Here is a 19,933-nt window from a genome sequence, read left to right on the forward strand (position 1 = left end):
ATTGTGGGCTATAGTCCCCCGGCAACACGGGGAAATCTCAAGGGGAGCGGGCAGATGGCCTCCATGTTTAAGCGCCTTTCTCAAGGGCTGCGGCCCGCGCTGGCGGCCGCGCTGCTGACCGTGGCCGCCTACGCCGCCGCCGTCGAGCTGCGCGAGGACCACCCGGACACCTACGTGGTCCAGCGCGGCGACACCCTGTGGGACATCGCCGGGCGCTTCCTCAAGCGGCCCTGGCTGTGGCCGGAGATCTGGCAGGCCAACCCGCAGATCCAGAACCCGCACCTGATCTACCCCGGCGACGTGATCTCGCTGGCCTACCTCAACCGCGTCGCGGTGCAGGAAGGCCCGCGCCAGGAAGCGCCGGTGAACGCGATCCCGCTCTCGGAGGTCGAGGCCTTCCTCAAGGACCTGCGGGTGGTGGACGGCTTCGACCACCTGCCCCACGTGGTCGGGCTCGAGGAAGACCGCCTGCGCAGCAGCAAGGGCCAGGTGGCCTACGTGCGCGGCCTGTCCGGCGCCCAGCCGGGCCAGCGCTACCTGGTGGTGCGCCCGTCCCTGCGCTATACCCGGCTCGACCGCTCCGGGATGTGCTGCGACCTGCTCCACAAGGACGATCTCGATTTCCGCGGCCGGCGCACGCTCGACTTCCACCAGTACTGGACCAACGTCGTGACCCCGGACCGCGGCCACGAGCTGCTCGGCTACGAGCTGGTCAAGCAGACCACCGGCACCGTCACCCGCGGCGAGGTCGGCGGGATCGAGGCGGCGACCCTGCTGCTCGACGACGAGGGCCGCGAGGTCCGCGTCGGCGACCGCCTGATCCCGGTCGAGGCCCAGCCCTACGACCTGCAGTTCTTTCCGCACCCGCCCAAGCAGCAGCTCGAGTACGGCCGCGCCCGCATCCTGGCCGTGGCCGACAGCCTCACCAGCGGCGGTCCGCGCGATGTGGTGGTGCTCTCGGTCGGCGCCCGCGACGGGGTGGACAACGGCACCGTGTTCTCGGTCTGGCGCGAGGGCAGCAACGTCGTGGATCGGGTCGAGAAGGGCCCGGACCGCGAGGCCGACACGGTGTCCTTCGACGACAAGGTGCGCCTGCCCGACGAATTCGCCGGCCACGTGATGGTGTTCCGCACCTTCGACAAGGTCAGCTACGGGCTGGTGATGGAGAGCGTCAAGCCGACCCGCGTGGGCTACCACCTCAAGCATCCGGACGCGCCCTACTGAGCCGGCGCGCTCCTGCCCTGCCCCCGACGGCGCCGCGAGGCGCCGTCGCCGTTTCCGGCCCCGCCCAGCCGCCTGCGGCACGGGCGCGGTGCTTTCCGACCCGCCAGTGCGGCCATGGCCGACACAGGGCGCCCGCATGCCGGCCTAGGGTGTGCGGATGCGCCCCGACGACACCGACGCCCTGCTCCGGCTGGTCCTGTGCGCCGGGCCGCTCGCGCCGCGGCGCGCGCTGCTCGAGGGGCGCACCCCGGCCCAGGCGCTGGCGGGCGGCCCGCCCCTGTGGCGCGCGGCCGGCCTGGACCCGATCCAGCAGCAGGCCCTGCAGGCCCCCGACCGCGCCGCGCTGGCGCGGGCCCGGGCCTGGCTCGAGGCGGCACCGGGCCGCCACCTGCTCGGCTGGCACGACCCCGATTACCCCGCGCTGCTGCGCCGCGGCCCCAGCCCGCCGCTGGCGCTGTTCGTGGCCGGGGATCCGGCCCGGCTGTGGCATCCGGCGGTGGCGGTGGTCGGCAGCCGCGCCGCCAGCGCCGGCGGACGCGAGAACGCCGCGCGCTTCGCCGCCGCCTTCGTTCGCCAGGGCCTCGCGGTGGGCAGCGGCCTGGCCGCCGGCATCGACACCGCCGCCCACCTCGGCGCGCTGGAGGCCGGCGGGCTGACCGTGGCCGTGCTCGGCACCGGCGTGGACGTGCCCTATCCACGCAGCAACCGGGGGCTGTACGCGCGCATCGCCGAGACCGGCGCGGTGGTCAGCGAGCACCCGCCGGGCACCCCGGCGCGGCGCGCGCAGTTCCCCAGCCGCAACCGGATCCTGGCCGGGCTCAGCCTGGGCACCCTGGTGGTCGAGGCGGCACTGCGCTCCGGCGCCCTGATCACCGCGCGCCAGGCCGCCGAGGCCGGGCGCGAGGTGTTTGCCCTGCCGGGCTCGATCCACCACCCCCTGGCCCGCGGCTGCCATGTCCTGCTGCGCGAGGGCGCAGCCCTGGTCGAGGATCCGGAGGAGGTCGCCGCCGTGCTGGCCCCGCTCGCCGCCAGCCTGGCCGAGGCCCTGCGGGCCCGGCTCGCGGCCGCGCCGCCCGCCCCGCCGGGGCCGGCCGCGCCCGCACCGCCCGACACGCCGCTCCACCAGCGGTTGTGGAAACACCTCGGCCCCGACCCCATTTGTATGGATCAGCTGGTGGCACGCACCGGATTGACGCCCGCGGAACTGTCCTCCATGCTGCTGCTCATGGAGCTTGAGGGCCGCGTGGTTGTCGAACACGGCCGCTACACCCGCAAGGCATCCTGATCCCTAACGCGCCCCAGAGCGCAGGCCGGGGGAAATGAAAGAGAGCATCCTGGACGTCCTGCTGTACCTGTTCGAACACTACTTCACCAACGACGCCTCCCTTCCGCCGCTGGACGACGGCGATTCCCTCCACAACAGCCCGCTGTTCCAGGAACTGACCGCGGCCGGGTTCAGCCCCGCCGAGATCGACAAGGCCTTCGACTGGCTCGACGCGCTGGCCGAGCAGCGCCCCGAGCTGGCCCCCGCCCGTCGCGGCGGCCCCACCCGCGTGTTCCACGGCCCCGAGCTGGACAAGCTCGACCTGGAGGCGCGCGGCTTCCTGTTGTTCCTGGAGCAGCACGGCATCCTGACCCCGGAGCAGCGTGAGCTGGTCCTGGATCGGGCGATGGCCCTGGACCAGGAGCAGGTCGCCCTGGACGACCTGAAGTGGGTGGTGCTGCTGGCCCTGTTCAACCAGCCCGGCAGCGAGGCCGCCTACGCCTGGATGGAAACCCAGATGTTCCTGGACGAGCCCGAACCGGTGCACTGACCGGGCCTGCGCCCAGGCCCGTGCTTGACACGGCGGGCCGCCGCGTGATTCCACTGTAAAAAGACCCCGACGCCCGTGGCCCCCCGCGCCCCGGGCGTTGCCTTCTGTGCCGCCCGTGCCGCGCCGCCGCTTGCGCCGGCCGCCGCCCCGCCTCCCCGAGCCCCCGCGCATGGCCAAGAACCTGCTCATCGTCGAGTCGCCCGCCAAGGCGCGGACGATCAACAAGTACCTCGGCAAGGACTTCCAGGTCCTGGCCTCGTACGGCCATGTCCGCGACCTGGTGCCGAAGGAGGGCGCGGTGGACCCCGAGCGCGGCTTCGCCATGCGCTACGAGCTGATCGAGAAGAACGAAAAGCACGTGGAGGCGATCGCCAGGGCGGCGAAGGCGGCCGAGGCCCTGTACCTGGCCACCGACCCCGACCGCGAGGGCGAGGCGATCTCCTGGCACATCGCCGAGATCCTGCGCGAGCGCGGCCTGCTCGAGGGCAAGCCGCTGCACCGGGTGGTGTTCACCGAGATCACCCCGCGCGCGATCCGCGAGGCGATCGCACATCCGCGCGCGATCTCCGCGCCGCTGGTGGATGCGCAGCAGGCGCGGCGCGCGCTCGACTACCTGGTCGGCTTCAACCTCTCGCCGGTGCTGTGGCGCAAGGTGCAGCGCGGCCTGTCGGCCGGGCGCGTGCAGTCGCCGGCGCTGCGCATGATCGTCGAGCGCGAGGAGGAGATCGAGGCGTTCGTGCCGCGCGAGTACTGGACGGTGGAGGCCGAGTGCGCGCATCCGGTGCAATCGTTCACCGCCAAGCTGATCAGGCTCGACGGGCACAAGGTCGAACAGTTCACCATCACCGCCGCCGCGCAGGCCGAAGCCGCGCGCGCGCGCATCGCGGCCGCGGCGGGCGGCACGCTGTACGTCACCGACGTGGCCAGCAAGGAGCGCAAGCGCCGCCCGGCGCCGCCGTTCACCACCTCCACCCTGCAGCAGGAAGCCTCGCGCAAGCTCGGCTTCACCACCAAGCGCACCATGCAGGTGGCGCAGAAGCTGTACGAGGGCGTGAACCTGGGCGAGGAAGGCACGGTCGGCCTGATCACCTACATGCGTACCGACTCGGTGCACCTGTCCGGCGAGGCGCTGCACGAGCTGCGCGACGTGATCGCGCGCGACTTCGGCACCCAGGCGCTGCCGGACAAGCCGAACGTGTACCGCACCAAGTCCAAGAACGCGCAGGAGGCGCACGAGGCGATCCGCCCGACCTCGGCGCTGCGCACCCCGGCGCAGGTCGCGCGCTACCTGTCCGAGGACGAGCGCCGCCTGTACGAGCTGGTGTGGAAGCGCGCGGTGGCCTCGCAGATGGTGCCGGCCACGCTCAACACCGTGAGCGTGGACCTGGCCGCCGGCAGCGAGCACGCGTTCCGCGCCACCGGCACCACGGTGGTGGATCCGGGCTTCCTCGCCGTGTACGAGGAGGGCCGCGACGCCAGGGGCGCCGAGGACGAGGACGAGGGCCGCAAGCTGCCGCCGATGCGCCCCGGCGACCGCATCCCGCTCGAGCGCATCCACGCCGACCAGCACTTCACCCAGCCGCCGCCGCGCTACACCGAGGCCTCGCTGGTCAAGGCGCTGGAGGAGTACGGCATCGGCCGGCCGTCCACCTACGCCTCGATCATCCAGACCCTGCTGTTCCGCAAGTACGTGGAGATGGAGAGCCGCAGCTTCCGGCCCACCGACGTCGGCCGCGCGGTGTCGAAGTTCCTCAGTTCGCACTTCACCCGCTACGTGGACTACGACTTCACCGCGAAGATGGAGGACGAACTCGACGCGGTCAGCCGCGGCGAGGAGGACTGGGTGCCGCTGATGGAGAAGTTCTGGGGCCCGTTCAAGGAGCTGGTCGCGGACAAGACCGAGAGCGTGGACCGCAGCGAGGCCACCGGCGCGCGCGAGCTCGGCACCGACCCGAAGACCGGCAAGCCGGTCAGCGTGCGCCTGGGCCGGTTCGGGCCGTACGCGCAGATCGGCAGCGCCGAGGACGAGGAGAAGCCGCAGTTCGCCTCGCTGCGCCCCGGCCAGAGCATGCACACGCTCACGCTCGAGGAGGCGCTGGAGCTGTTCAAGCTGCCGCGCAAGCTCGGCGTCAGCAACGGCGAGGAGGTCACGGTCGGCATCGGCCGCTTCGGCCCGTTCGCCAGGCGCGGCCAGACCTACGCCTCGCTCGGCAAGGACGACGATCCGCACACGGTCACGCTCGAGCGCGCGGTCGCCCTGATCGAGGCCAAGGAGGAGATCGCGCGCAACCGGGTGATCAAGTCGTTTCCGGACAGTGACATCCAGGTGCTCAACGGCCGCTACGGCCCGTACATCAGCGACGGCAAGCGCAACGGCCGCATTCCCAAGGACCGCGACCCGGCCTCGCTCACCCTGGAGGAAGTCACCCGGCTGCTGGCCGAGACCGGCAAGCCGGCGCGCGGGCGCTTCGGACGCGCCGCGGCCAAGACCGCCGAGGCGAAGAAGGCGGCGAAGCGGGCGGCGAAGCAGGCCGCCGGCGCCGCGACGAAGAAAACCGCCACGAAGAAAACCGCGGCGAAAAAGGCGGTGAAGAAGGCGGCGAAACCGGCCGCGGCCACCGCGCCCGCCGCGCCGCCGTCGCTGCTTACGCCCAAGCCGTTCACCGGCCGCAAGACCGTGGTGAAGAAGGCGTCCTGAGCCATGGCCGGGATCCTGTCCATCGCCGATTGCGTGCAGGCGCTGCGCCGCGGCGGGGTGATCGCCTATCCCACCGAGGGCGTGTGGGGCCTGGGCTGCGATCCGTTCGATCAGGCCGCGGTGCTGCAGCTGCTGGCGCTCAAGCAGCGTCCGGTGGAGAAGGGCCTGATCCTGATCGCCGGTGATCTGGCCCAGCTCGACGGCCTGCTCGCCTGGGACACGCTGGCGGAGGAGCGCCGCGCCGCGGTGCTGGCCAGCTGGCCCGGGCCCAACACCTGGATCGTGCCGGCCACCCCGCGCGTGCCGGCCTGGATCAGCGGCGGCCAGGCCGGGGTCGCGGTGCGGGTCAGCGCGCATCCGGAGGTGGTCGCCCTGTGCGCCGCGTTCGGCGGGCCGCTGGTGTCCACCAGCGCCAACCTCAGCGGCGCGCCGGCCGCGCGCACCCGCGCCGAGCTGGATCCGGCCCTGCTCGCCCGGCTCGACGGCATCGCCCCCGGCGAGACCGGCGGCCGCGCCGGGCCGAGCACGATCCGCGACGCCCGCACCGGCGAGGTGCTGCGCGCCTGAGCGGCCGCGCGCCGCCGGCGTGAACCGGCGATGAGCGCTGCCCGCGCGCCGGCTGCCGGCGCGCGCGGAATCGCGCACCATGAGGGCGGATGCCCCGCTGCCTGCGCCTGCTGCTGTCGCTCCTGCTCGCCTGCGCGGGCCCGGTGGCGGCCGCGCCGCCTGCGCCGCCGGCCGCGCCGGCGGGCCAGGTCACGATCTACCGCTGCGTGGACGCCAAGGGCCGGCTGACCCTGCGTGATTCGCCCTGCGCCGCGGGCGAGCGCCAGCAGATGCGCACGATGCAGCGGCCGCAGGATCCGCCGCCGCGGCCGACGTCCGCGCCGGCCCCCACCGCGCCCGCCGCCCCCGCGCTGGTGCGCGACCGGGTGGTCGTGGCCTGGCCGCCGCAGCCGCTGTACGAATGCATCCGTCCCGACGGCAGCCGCTACACCAGCGACAGCGGCGAGGGCAATCCGCGCTGGGTGCCGCTGTGGACGCTGGGCTATCCGCTGCTGGTGCCGCGCAACCCGCTCGGCGACCGGGTCGGCGCGCCGCCGCCGCGGCCGGGCGATCCACCGCTGGCGGTGGTGTACGGCCCGCCGCCGATGACCTTCGTGCGCGACGAGTGCCATCCGCTGCCGCAGGCCGAGGTCTGCGCGCGCCTGCGCGACCGCCGCGACGAGATCCGCCGCCGGTTCTTCAACGCGATGCCGTCCGAGCGCGATGCGCTGCGCGTGGAGGAGCGCGCGATCAACGCGCGCCTGGCCAGCGATTGCGACTGAGCGCCGCGCGCCGGCGCGCATGACGTAAGCTCGCCGCGATGCGCTCGCGCCTGCTGCCCCTCGTGCTGCTGTGCTGTGCCCCGGTCCTCGCCCAGGACACGGTGATCTACCGTTGCACCGCCGCCGACGGCACGGTGACGCTGCAGAACGATCGCCCGTGTCCGGCCGGCACGCGCCAGGAGATGCGGCGCGTCGGCGCGCTGCCCGCGGCCCCGCCGCCGGCGTCGGCGGCGCCCGTGCCGGCGGCCTCCCGTCCGCCGCCGCCCGAGGCGCAGTTCGAGCTGGTGCGCGGCCCGCTGCAGGCGCCGGCATCGCCCGCCCCAGCCGCCGACGCCACGCCACGCCCGCCGCCTCCGCCGCTGTTCCTGTGCCGCAGTTGGGACAACGACGACTACTTCAGCGACACCGCCACGCCCGAGCCGCGCTGCGTGCCGCTGGCCACGGTCGGCATCGGCGGCGATCCGCGCCTGGGCGCGGGCAGCGCCTGCGAGGTGCGGACCGACACCTGCGCCGCGGTGCCGGCCGAGGCGCTGTGCCGGGCCTGGCGCCAGCGCGTGGACGAGGCCGAGTTCCGCTGGAAGTTCGCCGGCGCCGGCGACGGCGATCCGCGCAAGGCCGAGTATGAACGCCTGGCGCAGGTGCTGCGCGGCAGCGCGTGCGCGCCCTGAGCTAGAAGCCGTAGCGCAGGAAGCCGCCGTCCACGGCGATGCACTCGCCGGTGATGTAGCTCGCCGCCGGCAGGCACAGGAACGCCACCGCCGCGGCCACTTCCTCCGGCTCGCCGACGCGGCCCATCGGGGTGCGCAGCAGCACGTCGTCGAGGTAGTCGGGGTCGGCCAGCTTGGCCGAGGTGCGGCGGGTGCGGATGTACCAGGGCGCGACCGCATTGACGCGCACGCCGTCCTCGGCCCATTCGACGGCGAGGTTCCTGGTCAACTGGTGCAGGGCGGCCTTGCTCATGCCGTAGGGCGAGCCGGTGCGGACGTGGGTCAGGCCGGAGACGCTGCCGACGTTGACGATGCAGGAGCTGGCGTGGCGGGTCAGCAGCGGGTGGGCGTAGCGCGAGAGTTCGAAGGCGGAGAACAGGTTCACTTCGAAGATCGCGCGCCATTCGTCCTCGGTGTACTCGACGGTCGGCTTGCTCTGGTTGCCGCCGGCGTTGTTGACGAGGATGTTCAGGCCTTCGCCGTGGTCCTCGACCCAGTCGAGGATCTCGCGCCGCTGTTCGTCGTCGGCGACGTCGGCGGCGAAGGTGGCGATGCGGCGGTGCGGGAACTCTTCCTCGAGTTCGGCGCGGGTGGCGTCGAGGGGGGCGGATTCGCGCGCGACGAGCAGGACGTCGGCGCCGAAGCCGAGCAGTTCGCGGGCGATGGCGCGGCCGATGCCGGCGCTGGCGCCGGTGACCAGGGCGAGTTGTCCGTCCAGCCGCCAGCGGTGCGGGTCCATGTCGCCTGTCTCCGTGCGGGTGCGGGCGTAGGATAGCCCGCAGCCCTGCCGTGGAGGGATCTCCGATGCGTCTGACCATCCTGAGCTGTGCGTTGGTGCTCGCAGCCTGTTCGCGGCCCGAGCCGCCGCCCACCGACCAGCCGCCCGAGCCGCAGGCGGAATCGCACACCGAGCTGCGCGACGCGATCCAGCAGCCGCTGGACAAGGCACGCGCGGTCGAGCAGACGGTGGAGGATGCGGCGGAGAAGCAGCGCGAGGAGATTGACGCGCAGACGGGGGGGGTGAGCGTGGCTCCGGTCAACTGACCCCCGCTGCCCGGGTCGCGACGGCCTCGCGTCCCTGTCCCCGCAGCGGGTCGGGCGTGGCGCGAAGGCCGCGCCGGCCTGCTCCATCCCCTCCCGCGACTGGCTGCTCACATCCGCATGGCGGGCGTGCGCACCGCCAGCGGCGCCGGCGCGTGCTCGCCGGGCGCAGGGGGCGCCTGTCGGGCCTCCTGTTCACGCAACGCCCGCACGCACTCGGCCTGCTGCCGCTCCCAGGCCTGGCCGTCCGGCGTGCGCCGGTACTCGGCCATCACCTGCGAGAACGCGCGGCCGTCGTCGCGCAGGTAGGCGGCCAGCGCGCGGTCGAGCAGATCGTCGGTGGGCGAGCGCGCGGCGGCCGGCTGCGCGGCCGGTTGCAGGGCCTGGCAGCCGAACCCGGGCATCGCGCCCGGCGCGGTGCGCCGCTCGACCAGCGCGTCCAGCCCGGCATCGATCGGGTCCTTGCCCTGGAGGCCCGCGGCCGGCGACTGGTCCACCACGCGCCTGCGCTCGCCGGTGCGGTCGAAGAACGAGGTCCGGTACAGCCCGGCCATGCCGAGCTCGGAGCGGTGCACCACGGACATGGACGGATCGTCGGGCACCGGCTGCTCGCGCAGGAACGGCCGGTCGCTCAGGCGGTTGAGGAAGGCGACGCCGAGGTTGAAGCTGAGCACGCCCAGGCCGTTGCGCGCGTAGGTGTTGCCGATGTCGCTGTGGGCGCCGCCGACGGTGACGTGGAGGTTGCGGCAGTCCTCGCTGAAGCCGGGCGGGACATGGTCGCTGACCGGAAACAGGTTGCGCTTCTCGTCCTGCGCGCTGATCTGGAACGTGCTCAGGGCGGAAGCCGGCAACCGGCGGTCGTGGTCCTCGGCGCCGGTGGCGACCGGATCGAACAGCAGGGCGGCCTGCAGGGTCTTCCCCGGCGGCACCAGCGGCGGGCGGTCGGCGTATTCGATGCGGGTGATGAGGCCTTCGCTGTCCCTTAGGACCCTGGCGTCCGTCGGATCGCGAATGCCGCGCTCCTCGATCATCCGCAGCAGCGCCGCGGCTTCTTCCGAACCGCGACTGAAGCCGAGGCCGACCACGCGAATCTGCGCAGCGGGATCCGCGTCCAGCCACTTCTTCGCCTGTTCGCAAAGCGCGTAGTACAGCGTTTCCACCCGTTCGTCGAAGGTATGGGCGAAGCGCCCATCCCAGAGCCGTTCGGGCGTTCGCAACACGCCGTTCTGGGTGAACGTGCCTTCGACGTAGTCGCCGGCGATGTTGGTGATGCCCGCGGCTTTCAGGTCGCGAACCTGCTGGTAGATTCTGGCGACCGCGCTCCAGTTCTCGGGCTTGTCGTCGTACAGACTGTTGCCGGTGCCGTCGAGCGCGGCGACGAACAGGCGCTCGTGCGGGTTGTCGCTGCGCACGAGCACCGGCACGCGAAGCTGCTCCAGCGCGGCGTGCGCGCGACGATAGCTGTCCAGATCGTCGCGATCGGCGGGATAGGCGTCGCCGCCCGGGGGCCTTCCGATGGTGCCCATGTTCTAGCGTCCGTGTTCAATAGGTGCGGCTGAAGACCTTGATGATGTCGTCGCGGTAGTTGCTGTGCGGCCGTTCCGGATCGCGCGGTTGCTTGAGCCAGATCATCGCCCGCATGTACACGTTGATCGTGCGGTCGTTGACCTCGAGGATGATGCCGGGCGCGCCGGACGTCGCGTTGGAAGTGGCGTCCTCGCGCGCGACGTTGTGGCGGATCAGCTCGTCCCTGAAGATCTCCCCGATGTCGATTTCCGCTTCCAGCGGCGTGCCGTCCTTGGCGCGCCAGGTCACCTTGGCGGGCGGCGGGAAGTTCGGAATCGGGCCCATCCCGGCGCTGAGGATGTCCGGGTACTTGTCTCCCAGCGCCTCCGAGGACGGACGCAGCTCGTCATCCGGATGGTCGACGCGCAGCCTGCCGCGGTAGTACACCTTGCAGCCGTAGGTGCTGAAGCAATACGCGTCGAAGTAATGCGCCTTGAACTTCAACGGCCACTCGACGTCGGTGTCGAAACGCGGGCTTGAGGAGGGACCCGAGGCAGCGGTGCTCATGGCGGCGGAACATCCTGTCAGTGCGAGGGAGACGGCCACCAGGGCCGCGCCATAGCGGCTCCGTCGGGAAGCGGTCATCGCGGTCGTCCTTGGCGATTGGCCGGGCGATCGTAAGCGGGCCCTGTGCGGCCGTGCAAGGTCGGGGCCCGCGTGCCCGATGCGGACGCGGCTTGGCGCTCGAGTCGGAAGCAACGGCAACGGCCAAATGGGTCCCGGCTTGCGCCGGGACGACGGGCTTCACCCCGACCATGGCGGCGTCCTCCCTCGCAGCGGCAGGGACACACACTCACCACTGCGCCCTGCGACGGGCATCCCTCTCCCGCGCGGGAGAGGGACGTCATCGCAATCGCATCAGAACCCGCAGAAGCAGTACGCCAGGGTCTGCACCGGGGCGCTGGCGCGCGCCAGGGCGCGTTCGAGCACGCGCAGGTCGCGGTCCAGCTCCGGTGCGGCGCGGGTGAGCAGTGCGCGCGCCAGGCCGGACTCGCGCGCCCACGCGCTGCCGGCGCGGCTGGCGATCAGGTTGGCGAAGAATCGCTCCACCGGCGTGGCCTGCTTCTCGACGTAGCGCACGCGCCATGCGTCCGGCTTGCCCAGTTTGGCCTGCTTCGCCGCCTCGGCGATCGCCGCCTGCAGCCCGCCGAACGCGTCCACCAGCCCGCGCTCCTTGGCCTGCGCCCCGGTCCACACCCGCCCGCGCGCCACCGCGTCGATCTGCGCCACCTCGCGCTTGCGCGCCTGGGCGACCTTGCCGGTGAAATCGCGGTAGCCCTTCTCGATCACCGACTGGATCAGCGCTCCCACCGCCGGATCGAGCGGCCGGGTGATGTCGAACGCCCCGGCCAGGCGCGTGGTGCCCACGCCGTCGGCGTGGATGCCCATCCGGTCGAGCGTGCGCGGTATGGTCGGAACCAGGCCGTAGATGCCGATCGAGCCGGTGATGGTGGACGGATCGGCGTAGATCCGGTCGGCGTTCATGCTGATCCAGTAGCCGCCCGAGGCCGCCAGGTCGCCCATCGAGACGATCACCGGCTTGCCGGCCTGCTTCAGCGCCACCACCTCGCGTCGGATCTGCTCGCTGGCGAACACCTCGCCGCCGGGCGAGTCCACCCGCAGCACCACCGCCTTGACCTTCTCGTCCTCGCGCGCCTCGCGCAGCAGCGCGCTGGTGGACTCGCCGCCGACCGTGCCGGGCGGCTGCTCGCCGCCGGTGATCTCGCCTTCGGCCACCACCACCGCCACCTGCGGGCGCGGATCGGCCGCCACCGGCGCGCGGTCCAGGTGCGCCAGATAGCCCTCGAACGAGATCTGGCGGAAGCCGCCTGCGGCGTCCTCGTCGGCCACGCCGCGCCTGGCCAGCAGTTCCTCCACTTCCGCCTGCGTCTTCAGCCCGTCCACCAGCTTCTGCCGCAGCGCCAGCTGCGCCAGGTCGCCGCCGGCGGCGGCCACGCCTTGCGGCAACTGCTCGATGCCCGCGGCGATCGCCGCCGCATCCAGCTTGCGGGCGCGCGCGACGTCGTCGAGATAGCGCTGCCAGACGTCGTTCATCCAGAACAGGTCGGCCTCCTTGGCCTCGGGCGAGGCGGCGTCGAGCACGAACGGCTCGGCCGCCGACTTGTACTCGCCGACCTTGAACAGGTGCACGTCCACGCCGAGCTTGTCCTGCAGGCCCTCGCGGAAATACAGCCGGTAGCGGTCCAGGCCCTCCAGGAACACCAGCCCCATCGGATCGAGGTACACCTCGTCGGCCTGCGCGGCGAGCAGGTACTGGCCCTGCATGTAGCCCTCGCCGAACGCGACCACCTGCTTGCCGGCCTTGCGCAGCGCCGCGATCGCCTCGGCCACCTCGCGCAGCGAGGCGTAGCCGGTCGGTTCCAGCCGGTCCACGCGCAGCAGCACGCGTTCGATGCGCTTGTCGTCCTTCGCCGCTTCCAGCGCGCGCAGCAGGTCGCGCAGCTGCACTTCCATCGCACTGCGGTCGTTGGTGGCGCGGGCGATCGCGCGCGAGATCGGATCGGTGCTGTACTGCTCGACCAGGCGCCCCTCCGGGGCCAGCACCAGGGTGGTGCGCTCGAGCAGCGGCTTGGCACCCTCGTGGGTGGCGATCGCCACCAGCAGCACCAGCAGCAGGCCGAAGAACAGCAGGTTGAACACCAGCCGGCGGGTGAAGTTCATCACCGTCCAGGTGCCGACGAAGAAGCGCGCGATCGGGCCGCGGCGGGTCTCGTTCATGAGGATGCTCCGAAGTCCTGGCCGGCAGGGTACCCGCCGGCGAAACCGCGATTATCGGCCATCGGTCATGGTCGGCGCGGCTCGGCGCAGGCGCCGGCTGGCGCGCCAGAAGCGGGTGCCGAGCAGCAGCGCCGCTGCGGTCAGGCCCACGATCAGGCCGAGCCACATCCCCGGCGGCCCCCAGCCCAGGCCAAGGCCGAGTCCGGCGCCGAGCGGCATCCCCAGCCCCCAGTAGGCGAGCGCGGCCAGCAGCATCGGCACGCGCGTGTCCTTCAGCCCGCGCAGCGCGCCGGCCGAGAGCACCTGCACCCCGTCCGGGAACTGGAACGCGGCCGCGTACAGCAGCAGCGTGGCCGCGAGCGCGGCCACCGCGGCATCGCCGGTGTACAGGGCCGCGATCGCCTCGTTGCCGAACAGCAGCAGCAATCCCGAGCACAGCTGGGTGCCGAGCACGATCGCGTAGCCGGCGCCGGCGGCGCGCCGCACCCGGCGCGGATCGCCCGCGCCGAGCGCGTGGCCCACCCGCACCGTGGTCGCCTCGGCCACGCCCATCGGCACCATGAAGCACAGGCTGGCGACGTTGATCGCGATCTGGTGCGCCGCTGCCGGCACCTCGCCCAGGCGCCCGATCAGCAGCGCGGTGACGATGAACAGCCCGCCTTCCATCGCCACCGTCACCCCGATCGGCAGGCCGGTGTGGAGCAGGCCGCGGATCGCGGTCCAGCGCGGCGGCTCGAAGCGCGCGAACAGGCGCAGGCCGGCGAAGCGCCGCGCCCGCGCCAGATAGCTCGCGAACACCGCCACCTGCGCCCACAGCATCACCGCCGTGGCAATGCCCAGGCCGCCGGCGCCGAGCTCGGGCAGGCCGAACGCGCCGTAGGTGAGCCCGTAGCCCAGCGGCACCAGCACCAGCAGGCCGCCGAAGCCGACCAGCATCGTCGGCAGGGTCCAGTGCAGGCCCTCGCTCAGGTACCGCAGCGCGAAATACAGCGTCAGCGCCGGCGCGCCCCAGCGGATGCCGTGCAGGAACGCGGTCGCGCCGGGCCGGATCTCCGCGGCGATGCCCATCGGCGCGAGCGCGTGCACGGCCAGGCTGAGGAACGCGAACACGACCACGCCGAGCGCCAGCGCGAGCCACAGCGCCTGGCGGAACAACGGCCCGATCTCGTCGCGGCGGCCGGCGCCGTCGAGCTGCGACACCGAGGCCGGCACCGCCAGCAGCGTGCCCATCGGGACCAGCATCGGCAGCCACCACAGCGCGGTGCCGACCGTGACCGCAGCCAGCGTGGCGGTGCCGTGATGGCCGGCGAGCACGTTGTCCACGAACCCGATCAGGCCGGTGGCGACATGGCCGAGCACCAGCGGCGCGGCGAGCGCGGCGGTGGTGCGCATCTCGGCGAGCAGGCGCGGGCGGGCGGGAACGGCGGACATCGGCAGACGAGCCTCGGCGCGGCGCGGATCACGCACGCGCGAGGTGGCGAGGATGGGTGCGGGGCGACGGGGCAGCTCGGGTATCTTAGCCGCGACAAGGGGGATGCATCCGATGACCGACACACCCGCCGCGTCCGCCGACGCCTCCGCGTCGCCGCCCGCGTGCCAGAACTGCGGCACGCCGCTGCTCGGCCCGCACTGCTACGCCTGCGGCCAGCCGGTGAAGGGGCTGGTGCGGCATTTCTCCAGCATCCTGGGCGATTTCCTCGACAGCGTGTTCAACCTCGACACGCGCATCGTGCGCACGCTCGGGCCGCTGTTCGCGCGCCCCGGCTTCCTCAGCCTGCAGTACTTCGCCGGCCACCGCGTGCGCTACGTCAGCCCGGTGCGGCTGTTCTTCTTCCTCAGCCTGATCACCTTCTTCGTCGCCCAGCTGGCCCTGGACTTCGGCGACAGCACGGTGCGCTTCGACGGCGACGACCGGATCTCGCGCGCGACCACGGTGGAGGAAGTGCAACGCCTGCGCGACGAGGCGGTGCGCGAGCTGGAGCAGGCGCGGGCCGAGGTCGGGCAGGCCCCGCCGGGCGCGCTGGTCGGGTTCGACACCGGCATCGCCGCGGTCCGCGCCCGCGCCGAACGCCGCATCGCCGAACTCGAGCGCGCGCAGCGCCGCGGCGAGCCCCCGCCGCTGCCGCAAGCGGACAAGCCGGAACTCGACTTCGGCAACGGCCCCTGGCACCCGGAACGCAATCCGGTGCGCATCGGCGGGCTTCCGGGCTTCGCCAATGACTGGCTCAACCGCCAGATCGGCCGCGCCGAGAAGAACATCGTGCGCATGCAGGAGGATCCGTCCCTGTTCAAGGACGCGCTGCTGGGCGCGGTGCCCTCGACCCTGTTCGTGCTGCTGCCGGTGTTCGCGCTGATGCTCAAGCTCGCCTACCTGTTCAAGCGGCGGCTGTACATGGAGCACCTGATCGTGGCCCTGCACAGCCACGCCTTTCTGTGCCTGGCGCTGCTCGGGGTGTTCGTGCTGGTGGCGCTGCGGCGGGCGCTGGGCGAAGGGGTGGTTTCCACGCTGCTCGGCTGGGCCGAGACCGCCCTGTTCATCTGGATGCCGGTGTACCTGCTGTTGATGCAGAAGCGGGTGTACGGCCAGGGCTGGTTCGCCACCCTGGCCAAGTACTGCGTGCTGGGCACCAGCTACCTGGTGCTGCTGGCGTTCGGCGCGGTCGGCACGGTGCTGGCCAGCCTGGTGTGGATGTGAGCCGATGACGCGCGCGGACGGCGTGATCTATGAGGTCAACCTGGAGGTGGACCTGGCAGTGGCCGACGGCTACCGGGCCTGGCTGGCCGGGCACGTGGCCGAGATCCTGCGCCTGCCGGGGTTCCACGGCGCCGAGGTGCTGGAGGTCCTGGATCCGCCGCCGACCGCCGGCCGGCTCGGGCTGAGCGTGCGCTACCGGCTGCGCGACCAGACGGCGCTGGAGGGCTACCTGCGCGAGCACGCCCCGCGCCTGCGCGCCGAGGGGCTGGAACGCTGGGGCGAGGCGGTGCGGATTCGCCGCCGGATCCTGGCGCCCGCCCGCCTGGCCTGAGCCGGCCTCCGATTCCGTCAGCGGATCCACGCCCGGCGCGGCTCCGGCGGAACACCTGTCCGGAGCCCTTCGATACGGTTGTGCACAGCATCAAGAGCGCGACACGGCGGGCTGGCCCTTACCGGCGGCGGTTCGTGACGCGGCTTGGTTTCACGGGCAACTCATTGATTTTCCAATGACATGCTGGCATGGCACTTTTTTCGCCAAGACGGCTTTTTGGCTTTTGTTCACGCTGTGTTGAGCGGCCTGCGGGCGTTCATGCACACCCTTATCCACAGGCGATGTGGATAAGGACGAAAACCGTTTCCATACCGTGACTTGTCGCCGATTCGTCATGCCATTGCCAAACAGTGCGCGCGAAACATCAACCGTGCCGTGACCTGTGCGGCTGCGGCTAGACTGCGACCGATGTCCACCGATCCCGTGCTGCGCGTCGCTCTCCCGGTTCCCCTGCCGCGTCTGTTCGACTACCGGGTGGCGCGGGCCGATCCGGCCCTGGTCGGCTGCCGGGTGCAGGTGCCGTTCGGGTCGCGCAGCCTGGTCGGGGTGGTGGCGGAAGTGGGGCCGCCCGCGGTGCCCGACGCCGAGCTGCGCCCGGTCGAGGCGGTGCTCGATCCCGTGCCCTTGTTCCACGGCGAGCTGCTGGCCTCGCTGCGCTGGCTCGCCCGCTACACCCACGCCCCGCTGGGCGAGGTCCTGGCCACCGCATTGCCGGCGGCGCTGCGTCGGGGCGAACCGCTGCCTGAAGCCGTGCCATGGGGCTGGGGCCTGACCGAGGCCGGCCGGACCGCGCTGCCCGGCCTGCGCGCCGGGCGGCCGCGGCGGCTGGCCGAGCGGCTGGCGGCGGGGCCGGTGCCCGAGGCAGTGCTGGCGGCCGAGGGCGAGGACTGGCGCGCCGCCGCGCGCGCGCTGGCCCGGCGCGGACTGGCCGAGCGGGTGCGCTGCACGGCCGATCCGGTCGTCTCCGCTGCCTCCGCGCCGCCCGTGGCCGCGGCGCCGGCGCCGACCCCCGAACAACAGGCGGCGATCGCGGCGGTGCGCGCCGCGCACGGCTTCGCCCCGCTGCTGCTCGACGGCGTGACCGGCAGCGGCAAGACCGAGGTCTATCTGCAGGCGATCGCCGACTGCCTGGCGCGCGGCCGGCAGGCGCTGGTGCTGGTGCCGGAGATCGGGCTCACGCCGCAGACCCTGGCGCGCTTCCGCGCGCGGCTCGGGGTGCCGGTGCACGTGCTGCATTCGGGCCTGAACGACGGCGAGCGGGCGCGGGTGTGGGCCGCGGCCTGGCGCGGGCAGGCGCGGGTGGTCGTGGGCACGCGCTCGGCGGTGTTCACGCCGCTGCCGCAGGCCGGGCTGATCGTGGTGGACGAGGAGCACGACGGCAGCTATAAGCAGCAGGACGGGATCCGCTACCACGCACGCGATTTCGCCCTGGTGCGCGGCAAGGCGCTGGAGGTGCCGGTGCTGCTGGGCAGCGCCACGCCGTCGCTGGAATCGCTGCACAACGCGCAGGCCGGGCGCTATGCGCACCTGCGCCTGTCGCGTCGCGCCGGCGGGGCGCAAGCGCCGACGGTGCGGGTGCTGGACGTGCGCAAGCGGCCGCTGCAGGCGGGGCTGTCGCCGGAGCTGCTGGCGGCGATCGAGGCGGCGCTCGCCGAGGGCGGGCAGGTGCTGGTGTTCCGCAACCGGCGCGGCTACGCGCCGGTGCTGCTGTGCCACGACTGCGGCTGGAGCGCGCAGTGCCGGCGCTGCAGCACGCCCGAGCGCGGCAGCGCGCTGACCGTGCACGGCGCGGGGCGGCGCCTGCAGTGCCATCACTGCGGCGCGCGCGCGCCGGTGCCGGCGGCGTGTCCGGCCTGCGGCGGGCTGGCGCTGCAGCCGCAGGGAGTGGGCACGGAGCGGCTGGAGGAGCTGCTGCGCGCGCGGTTCGCGCAGGTGCCGGTGCTGCGCGCCGACCGCGGCAGCACGCGCCGGCGCGATGCGCTGGAGGCGCTGCTGGCGCGACTGGGGGAGCGGCCGGGGATCCTGGTCGGCACGCAGATGCTGGCCAAGGGCCACGATCTGCCGCACCTGACCCTGGTCGCGGTGGTGGGCGTGGACGAGGGCCTGTTCTCGGCCGATTTCCGCGCCGGGGAGAAGCTGGCGCAGTTGCTGGTGCAGGTGGCCGGACGCGCGGGGCGCGCGCAGCGGCCGGGCACGGTGGTGCTGCAGACGCACCATCCCGAGCACCCGTTGCTGCGCACGCTGGTGCACGGCGGATATCACGCCTTCGCCGAGGGCGAACTGGCGCAGCGCGAGGCGGCCGGGTTTCCGCCGTTCGCGCACCTGGCGTTGCTGCGCGCTGAGGCGAAGCATGCCGAGCCACCGCTGTCGTTCCTGTCCGCGGCGCGAGCGCGGTTCGACGGCGTGGCCGGGGTCGAAGTGCACGGCCCGCTGCCGGCGCCGATGCCGCGCCGCGCGGGGCTGCACCGCGCGCAGCTGCTGCTGGCGGCGAGCGCGCGCGGCGCGCTGCACGCCGCGCTCGACGCGGCGCTGCCGACGCTGCACACCCTGCCCGAGGCGCGGCGCGTGCGCTGGTCGCTGGACGTGGATCCGGTGGAACTCACGTGAGCGCGCGGCTGACGTAGCCGCGGTGTGCTTGTGTCAGCGGCTTCGGGCGGCGTCCCCGATCGAGCGAAAAGCGCCCCCGCGCACCGGACCCGGGCCGGCCAGGCTTCCCGCTTCGCCTTCACCACCACGTTCGGCAGTGATGGCCAAGGCTCAACCGAACAGCGCGCGCTGATATTCCGCTTTCTGCTCGCGCGAGAGCAGCAGACGCAGGCCCTCGGCCGGCGTGATCTCGCCGTGCAGCACCGCGCGCACGGCGCTGGAGATCGGCAGTTCGATGCCGTGACGCTCGGCCTGGCGCATCACCTCGTCCGCGGTCTGCACCGACTCGACCACCTGGCCGATCTCGCGCACTGCCTCCTGCAGCGACTGCCCGCGCCCGAGCGCCAGGCCCAGGCGGCGGTTGCGCGACAGGTCGCCGGTGCAGGTCAGCACCAGATCGCCCAGCCCGGCCAGGCCCATCAGCGTCTCGGCCTTGCCGCCGATGGCCAGATTGAGCCGCAGCATCTCGTTCAGCCCGCGCGTGATCAGGCCCGCGCGCGCATTCAGCCCCAACTGCATGCCGTCGGCCACGCCGACGGCGACCGCGAGCACGTTCTTCATCGCCCCGCCGAGCTCGGCGCCGAGCATGTCCTCGCCGGTGTAGGCGCGGAACGTCGGGCCGTGCAACACCTCGGCCACGCGCTGGGCGAAGACGGGCGTGGCGCTGTGCACGGTGAGCGCGGTCGGCAGGCCGAGCGCGACCTCCTTGGCGAACGAGGGCCCGGTGACCACCGCGAGCGGCACGTCAGGGCCGAGCACCTCGGCCGCGACCTCGTGCAGGAAGCGGCCGCTGCCCGGCTCGAAACCCTTGGTGGCCCACGCCACCCCCGCCTGCGCCGGGCGGTGCGGCGCGAGCGCGCGCAGGGTCTCGGCGAAGGCGTGCGAGGGCACCACCACCAGCACCAGCGCCGCAGCGCGCAGCGCCGCGGCCAGGTCGGTGGTGGCGCGCAGGTTGCCGGGCAGGGCGATGCCCGGCAGGTAGCGCGGATTCTCGTGCGTCCGGTCGATGGCGCCGACGATCGCCGGATCGCGGCCCCACAGCACCGGCGCGGCGCCGTGGCGGGCGAGCAGCGCGGCGAGCGCCGTGCCCCACGAGCCCGCGCCGAGGACCGCGATGGCAGGCGCTGCCGCCGTCATCGCCCGG

17 protein-coding genes are annotated in these 19,933 nt (G+C 73.0%); 11 read left to right on the forward strand and 6 right to left on the reverse strand.

Features of this window, described 5'->3' with window-relative positions; genetic code table 11:
* Positions 1-63 precede the first annotated feature (63 nt).
* From FPV26_RS08910 to FPV26_RS08940, 7 genes are all read left to right on the forward strand, one after another.
* Positions 64-1,224, forward strand: a complete 1,161-nt coding sequence (locus FPV26_RS08910; RefSeq protein WP_147653529.1) for a LysM peptidoglycan-binding domain-containing protein — start codon at positions 64-66, stop codon at positions 1,222-1,224.
* A 157-nt stretch (positions 1,225-1,381) separates the two neighbouring features.
* Positions 1,382-2,509, forward strand: coding sequence for a DNA-processing protein DprA (gene dprA / locus FPV26_RS08915; RefSeq protein WP_147653530.1), 1,128 nt, complete (start codon positions 1,382-1,384; stop codon positions 2,507-2,509).
* 34 nt (positions 2,510-2,543) lie between these two features.
* Entirely contained in the window at positions 2,544-3,038 is a 495-nt protein-coding gene (locus FPV26_RS08920) for a DUF494 family protein (protein WP_147653531.1), read from the forward strand.
* A 169-nt stretch (positions 3,039-3,207) separates the two neighbouring features.
* Positions 3,208-5,736, forward strand: a complete 2,529-nt coding sequence (locus tag FPV26_RS08925) for a DNA topoisomerase I (RefSeq protein WP_147653532.1) — start codon at positions 3,208-3,210, stop codon at positions 5,734-5,736.
* A 3-nt stretch (positions 5,737-5,739) separates the two neighbouring features.
* Entirely contained in the window at positions 5,740-6,303 is a 564-nt protein-coding gene (tsaC, locus tag FPV26_RS08930; RefSeq protein WP_147653533.1) for an L-threonylcarbamoyladenylate synthase type 1 TsaC, read from the forward strand.
* Positions 6,304-6,392: 89 nt separating this feature from the next.
* Positions 6,393-7,064: a DUF4124 domain-containing protein gene (locus tag FPV26_RS08935; protein ID WP_147653534.1), complete on the forward strand. Its 672-nt coding sequence runs from the start codon at positions 6,393-6,395 to the stop codon at positions 7,062-7,064.
* Between the two features lie 38 nt (positions 7,065-7,102).
* Positions 7,103-7,732 (forward strand): DUF4124 domain-containing protein, encoded by a 630-nt coding sequence (locus FPV26_RS08940; protein ID WP_147653535.1) that lies wholly within the window; start codon positions 7,103-7,105, stop codon positions 7,730-7,732.
* A gap of 1 nt (position 7,733) precedes the next feature.
* Here the strand turns inward: FPV26_RS08940 and FPV26_RS08945 are convergent, their stop codons facing one another.
* The gene (locus FPV26_RS08945; RefSeq protein WP_147653536.1) at positions 7,734-8,510 is read right to left on the reverse strand and encodes an SDR family oxidoreductase; all 777 of its coding nucleotides are present in this window, start codon (positions 8,508-8,510) and stop codon (positions 7,734-7,736) included.
* Positions 8,511-8,575: 65 nt separating this feature from the next.
* On the opposite strand from FPV26_RS08945, the gene FPV26_RS08950 reads away from it, so the two are divergent.
* A complete protein-coding gene (locus FPV26_RS08950; protein WP_147653537.1) occupies positions 8,576-8,815 on the forward strand; it encodes a hypothetical protein in 240 nt (79 codons plus the stop codon).
* A 107-nt stretch (positions 8,816-8,922) separates the two neighbouring features.
* On the opposite strand, the gene FPV26_RS08955 is transcribed toward FPV26_RS08950, so the two are convergent.
* The 4 genes from FPV26_RS08955 to FPV26_RS08970 form a co-directional block, all read right to left on the reverse strand.
* On the reverse strand, positions 8,923-10,338 hold the full coding sequence (locus tag FPV26_RS08955; RefSeq protein ID WP_147653538.1) for a phospholipase effector Tle1 domain-containing protein: 1,416 nt from the start codon (positions 10,336-10,338) through the stop codon (positions 8,923-8,925).
* Between the two features lie 16 nt (positions 10,339-10,354).
* Positions 10,355-10,963 carry a hypothetical protein gene (locus tag FPV26_RS08960; protein ID WP_181952610.1) on the reverse strand — a complete coding sequence of 203 codons (609 nt, stop codon included), beginning with the start codon at positions 10,961-10,963 and terminating at the stop codon, positions 10,355-10,357.
* Between the two features lie 273 nt (positions 10,964-11,236).
* Entirely contained in the window at positions 11,237-13,117 is a 1,881-nt protein-coding gene (sppA, locus tag FPV26_RS08965; RefSeq protein WP_147653540.1) for a signal peptide peptidase SppA, read from the reverse strand.
* 51 nt (positions 13,118-13,168) lie between these two features.
* Entirely contained in the window at positions 13,169-14,548 is a 1,380-nt protein-coding gene (locus FPV26_RS08970; protein ID WP_246109249.1) for an MATE family efflux transporter, read from the reverse strand.
* 112 nt (positions 14,549-14,660) lie between these two features.
* Here FPV26_RS08970 and FPV26_RS08975 point away from each other — a divergent pair, with 112 nt between their 5' ends.
* From FPV26_RS08975 to FPV26_RS08985, 3 genes are all read left to right on the forward strand, one after another.
* The gene (locus FPV26_RS08975) at positions 14,661-15,812 is read left to right on the forward strand and encodes a DUF3667 domain-containing protein (protein ID WP_181952611.1); all 1,152 of its coding nucleotides are present in this window, start codon (positions 14,661-14,663) and stop codon (positions 15,810-15,812) included.
* Between the two features lie 4 nt (positions 15,813-15,816).
* A complete protein-coding gene (locus FPV26_RS08980; protein ID WP_147653542.1) occupies positions 15,817-16,143 on the forward strand; it encodes a DUF4286 family protein in 327 nt (108 codons plus the stop codon).
* 408 nt (positions 16,144-16,551) lie between these two features.
* The gene (locus FPV26_RS08985; RefSeq protein WP_147653543.1) at positions 16,552-18,750 is read left to right on the forward strand and encodes a primosomal protein N'; all 2,199 of its coding nucleotides are present in this window, start codon (positions 16,552-16,554) and stop codon (positions 18,748-18,750) included.
* A gap of 150 nt (positions 18,751-18,900) precedes the next feature.
* On the opposite strand, the gene FPV26_RS08990 is transcribed toward FPV26_RS08985, so the two are convergent.
* Complete coding sequence (locus FPV26_RS08990; RefSeq protein ID WP_147653544.1) at positions 18,901-19,926, reverse strand: NAD(P)H-dependent glycerol-3-phosphate dehydrogenase; 1,026 nt, start codon at positions 19,924-19,926, stop codon at positions 18,901-18,903.
* Positions 19,927-19,933 lie beyond the last annotated feature (7 nt).

Origin of the sequence: Vulcaniibacterium gelatinicum, from assembly GCF_008033445.1 — a bacterium.
GTDB lineage: Bacteria > Pseudomonadota > Gammaproteobacteria > Xanthomonadales > Xanthomonadaceae > Vulcaniibacterium_B > Vulcaniibacterium_B gelatinicum.

What these genes read in the sequence shown, in the direction of transcription:
- FPV26_RS08910 (WP_147653529.1), top strand. Translation starts at nt 64, where the DNA reads ATGTTTAAGCGCCTTTCTCAAGGGCTGCGGCCCGCGCTGGCGGCCGCG.
- dprA (WP_147653530.1), top strand. Translation starts at nt 1,382, where the DNA reads ATGCGCCCCGACGACACCGACGCCCTGCTCCGGCTGGTCCTGTGCGCC.
- FPV26_RS08920 (WP_147653531.1), top strand. Translation starts at nt 2,544, where the DNA reads ATGAAAGAGAGCATCCTGGACGTCCTGCTGTACCTGTTCGAACACTAC.
- FPV26_RS08925 (WP_147653532.1), top strand. Translation starts at nt 3,208, where the DNA reads ATGGCCAAGAACCTGCTCATCGTCGAGTCGCCCGCCAAGGCGCGGACG.
- tsaC (WP_147653533.1), top strand. Translation starts at nt 5,740, where the DNA reads ATGGCCGGGATCCTGTCCATCGCCGATTGCGTGCAGGCGCTGCGCCGC.
- FPV26_RS08935 (WP_147653534.1), top strand. Translation starts at nt 6,393, where the DNA reads ATGCCCCGCTGCCTGCGCCTGCTGCTGTCGCTCCTGCTCGCCTGCGCG.
- FPV26_RS08940 (WP_147653535.1), top strand. Translation starts at nt 7,103, where the DNA reads ATGCGCTCGCGCCTGCTGCCCCTCGTGCTGCTGTGCTGTGCCCCGGTC.
- FPV26_RS08945 (WP_147653536.1), bottom strand. Translation starts at nt 8,510, where the DNA reads ATGGACCCGCACCGCTGGCGGCTGGACGGACAACTCGCCCTGGTCACC.
- FPV26_RS08950 (WP_147653537.1), top strand. Translation starts at nt 8,576, where the DNA reads ATGCGTCTGACCATCCTGAGCTGTGCGTTGGTGCTCGCAGCCTGTTCG.
- FPV26_RS08955 (WP_147653538.1), bottom strand. Translation starts at nt 10,338, where the DNA reads ATGGGCACCATCGGAAGGCCCCCGGGCGGCGACGCCTATCCCGCCGAT.
- FPV26_RS08960 (WP_181952610.1), bottom strand. Translation starts at nt 10,963, where the DNA reads ATGACCGCTTCCCGACGGAGCCGCTATGGCGCGGCCCTGGTGGCCGTC.
- sppA (WP_147653540.1), bottom strand. Translation starts at nt 13,117, where the DNA reads ATGAACGAGACCCGCCGCGGCCCGATCGCGCGCTTCTTCGTCGGCACC.
- FPV26_RS08970 (WP_246109249.1), bottom strand. Translation starts at nt 14,548, where the DNA reads ATGTCCGCCGTTCCCGCCCGCCCGCGCCTGCTCGCCGAGATGCGCACC.
- FPV26_RS08975 (WP_181952611.1), top strand. Translation starts at nt 14,661, where the DNA reads ATGACCGACACACCCGCCGCGTCCGCCGACGCCTCCGCGTCGCCGCCC.
- FPV26_RS08980 (WP_147653542.1), top strand. Translation starts at nt 15,817, where the DNA reads ATGACGCGCGCGGACGGCGTGATCTATGAGGTCAACCTGGAGGTGGAC.
- FPV26_RS08985 (WP_147653543.1), top strand. Translation starts at nt 16,552, where the DNA reads ATGTCCACCGATCCCGTGCTGCGCGTCGCTCTCCCGGTTCCCCTGCCG.
- FPV26_RS08990 (WP_147653544.1), bottom strand. Translation starts at nt 19,926, where the DNA reads ATGACGGCGGCAGCGCCTGCCATCGCGGTCCTCGGCGCGGGCTCGTGG.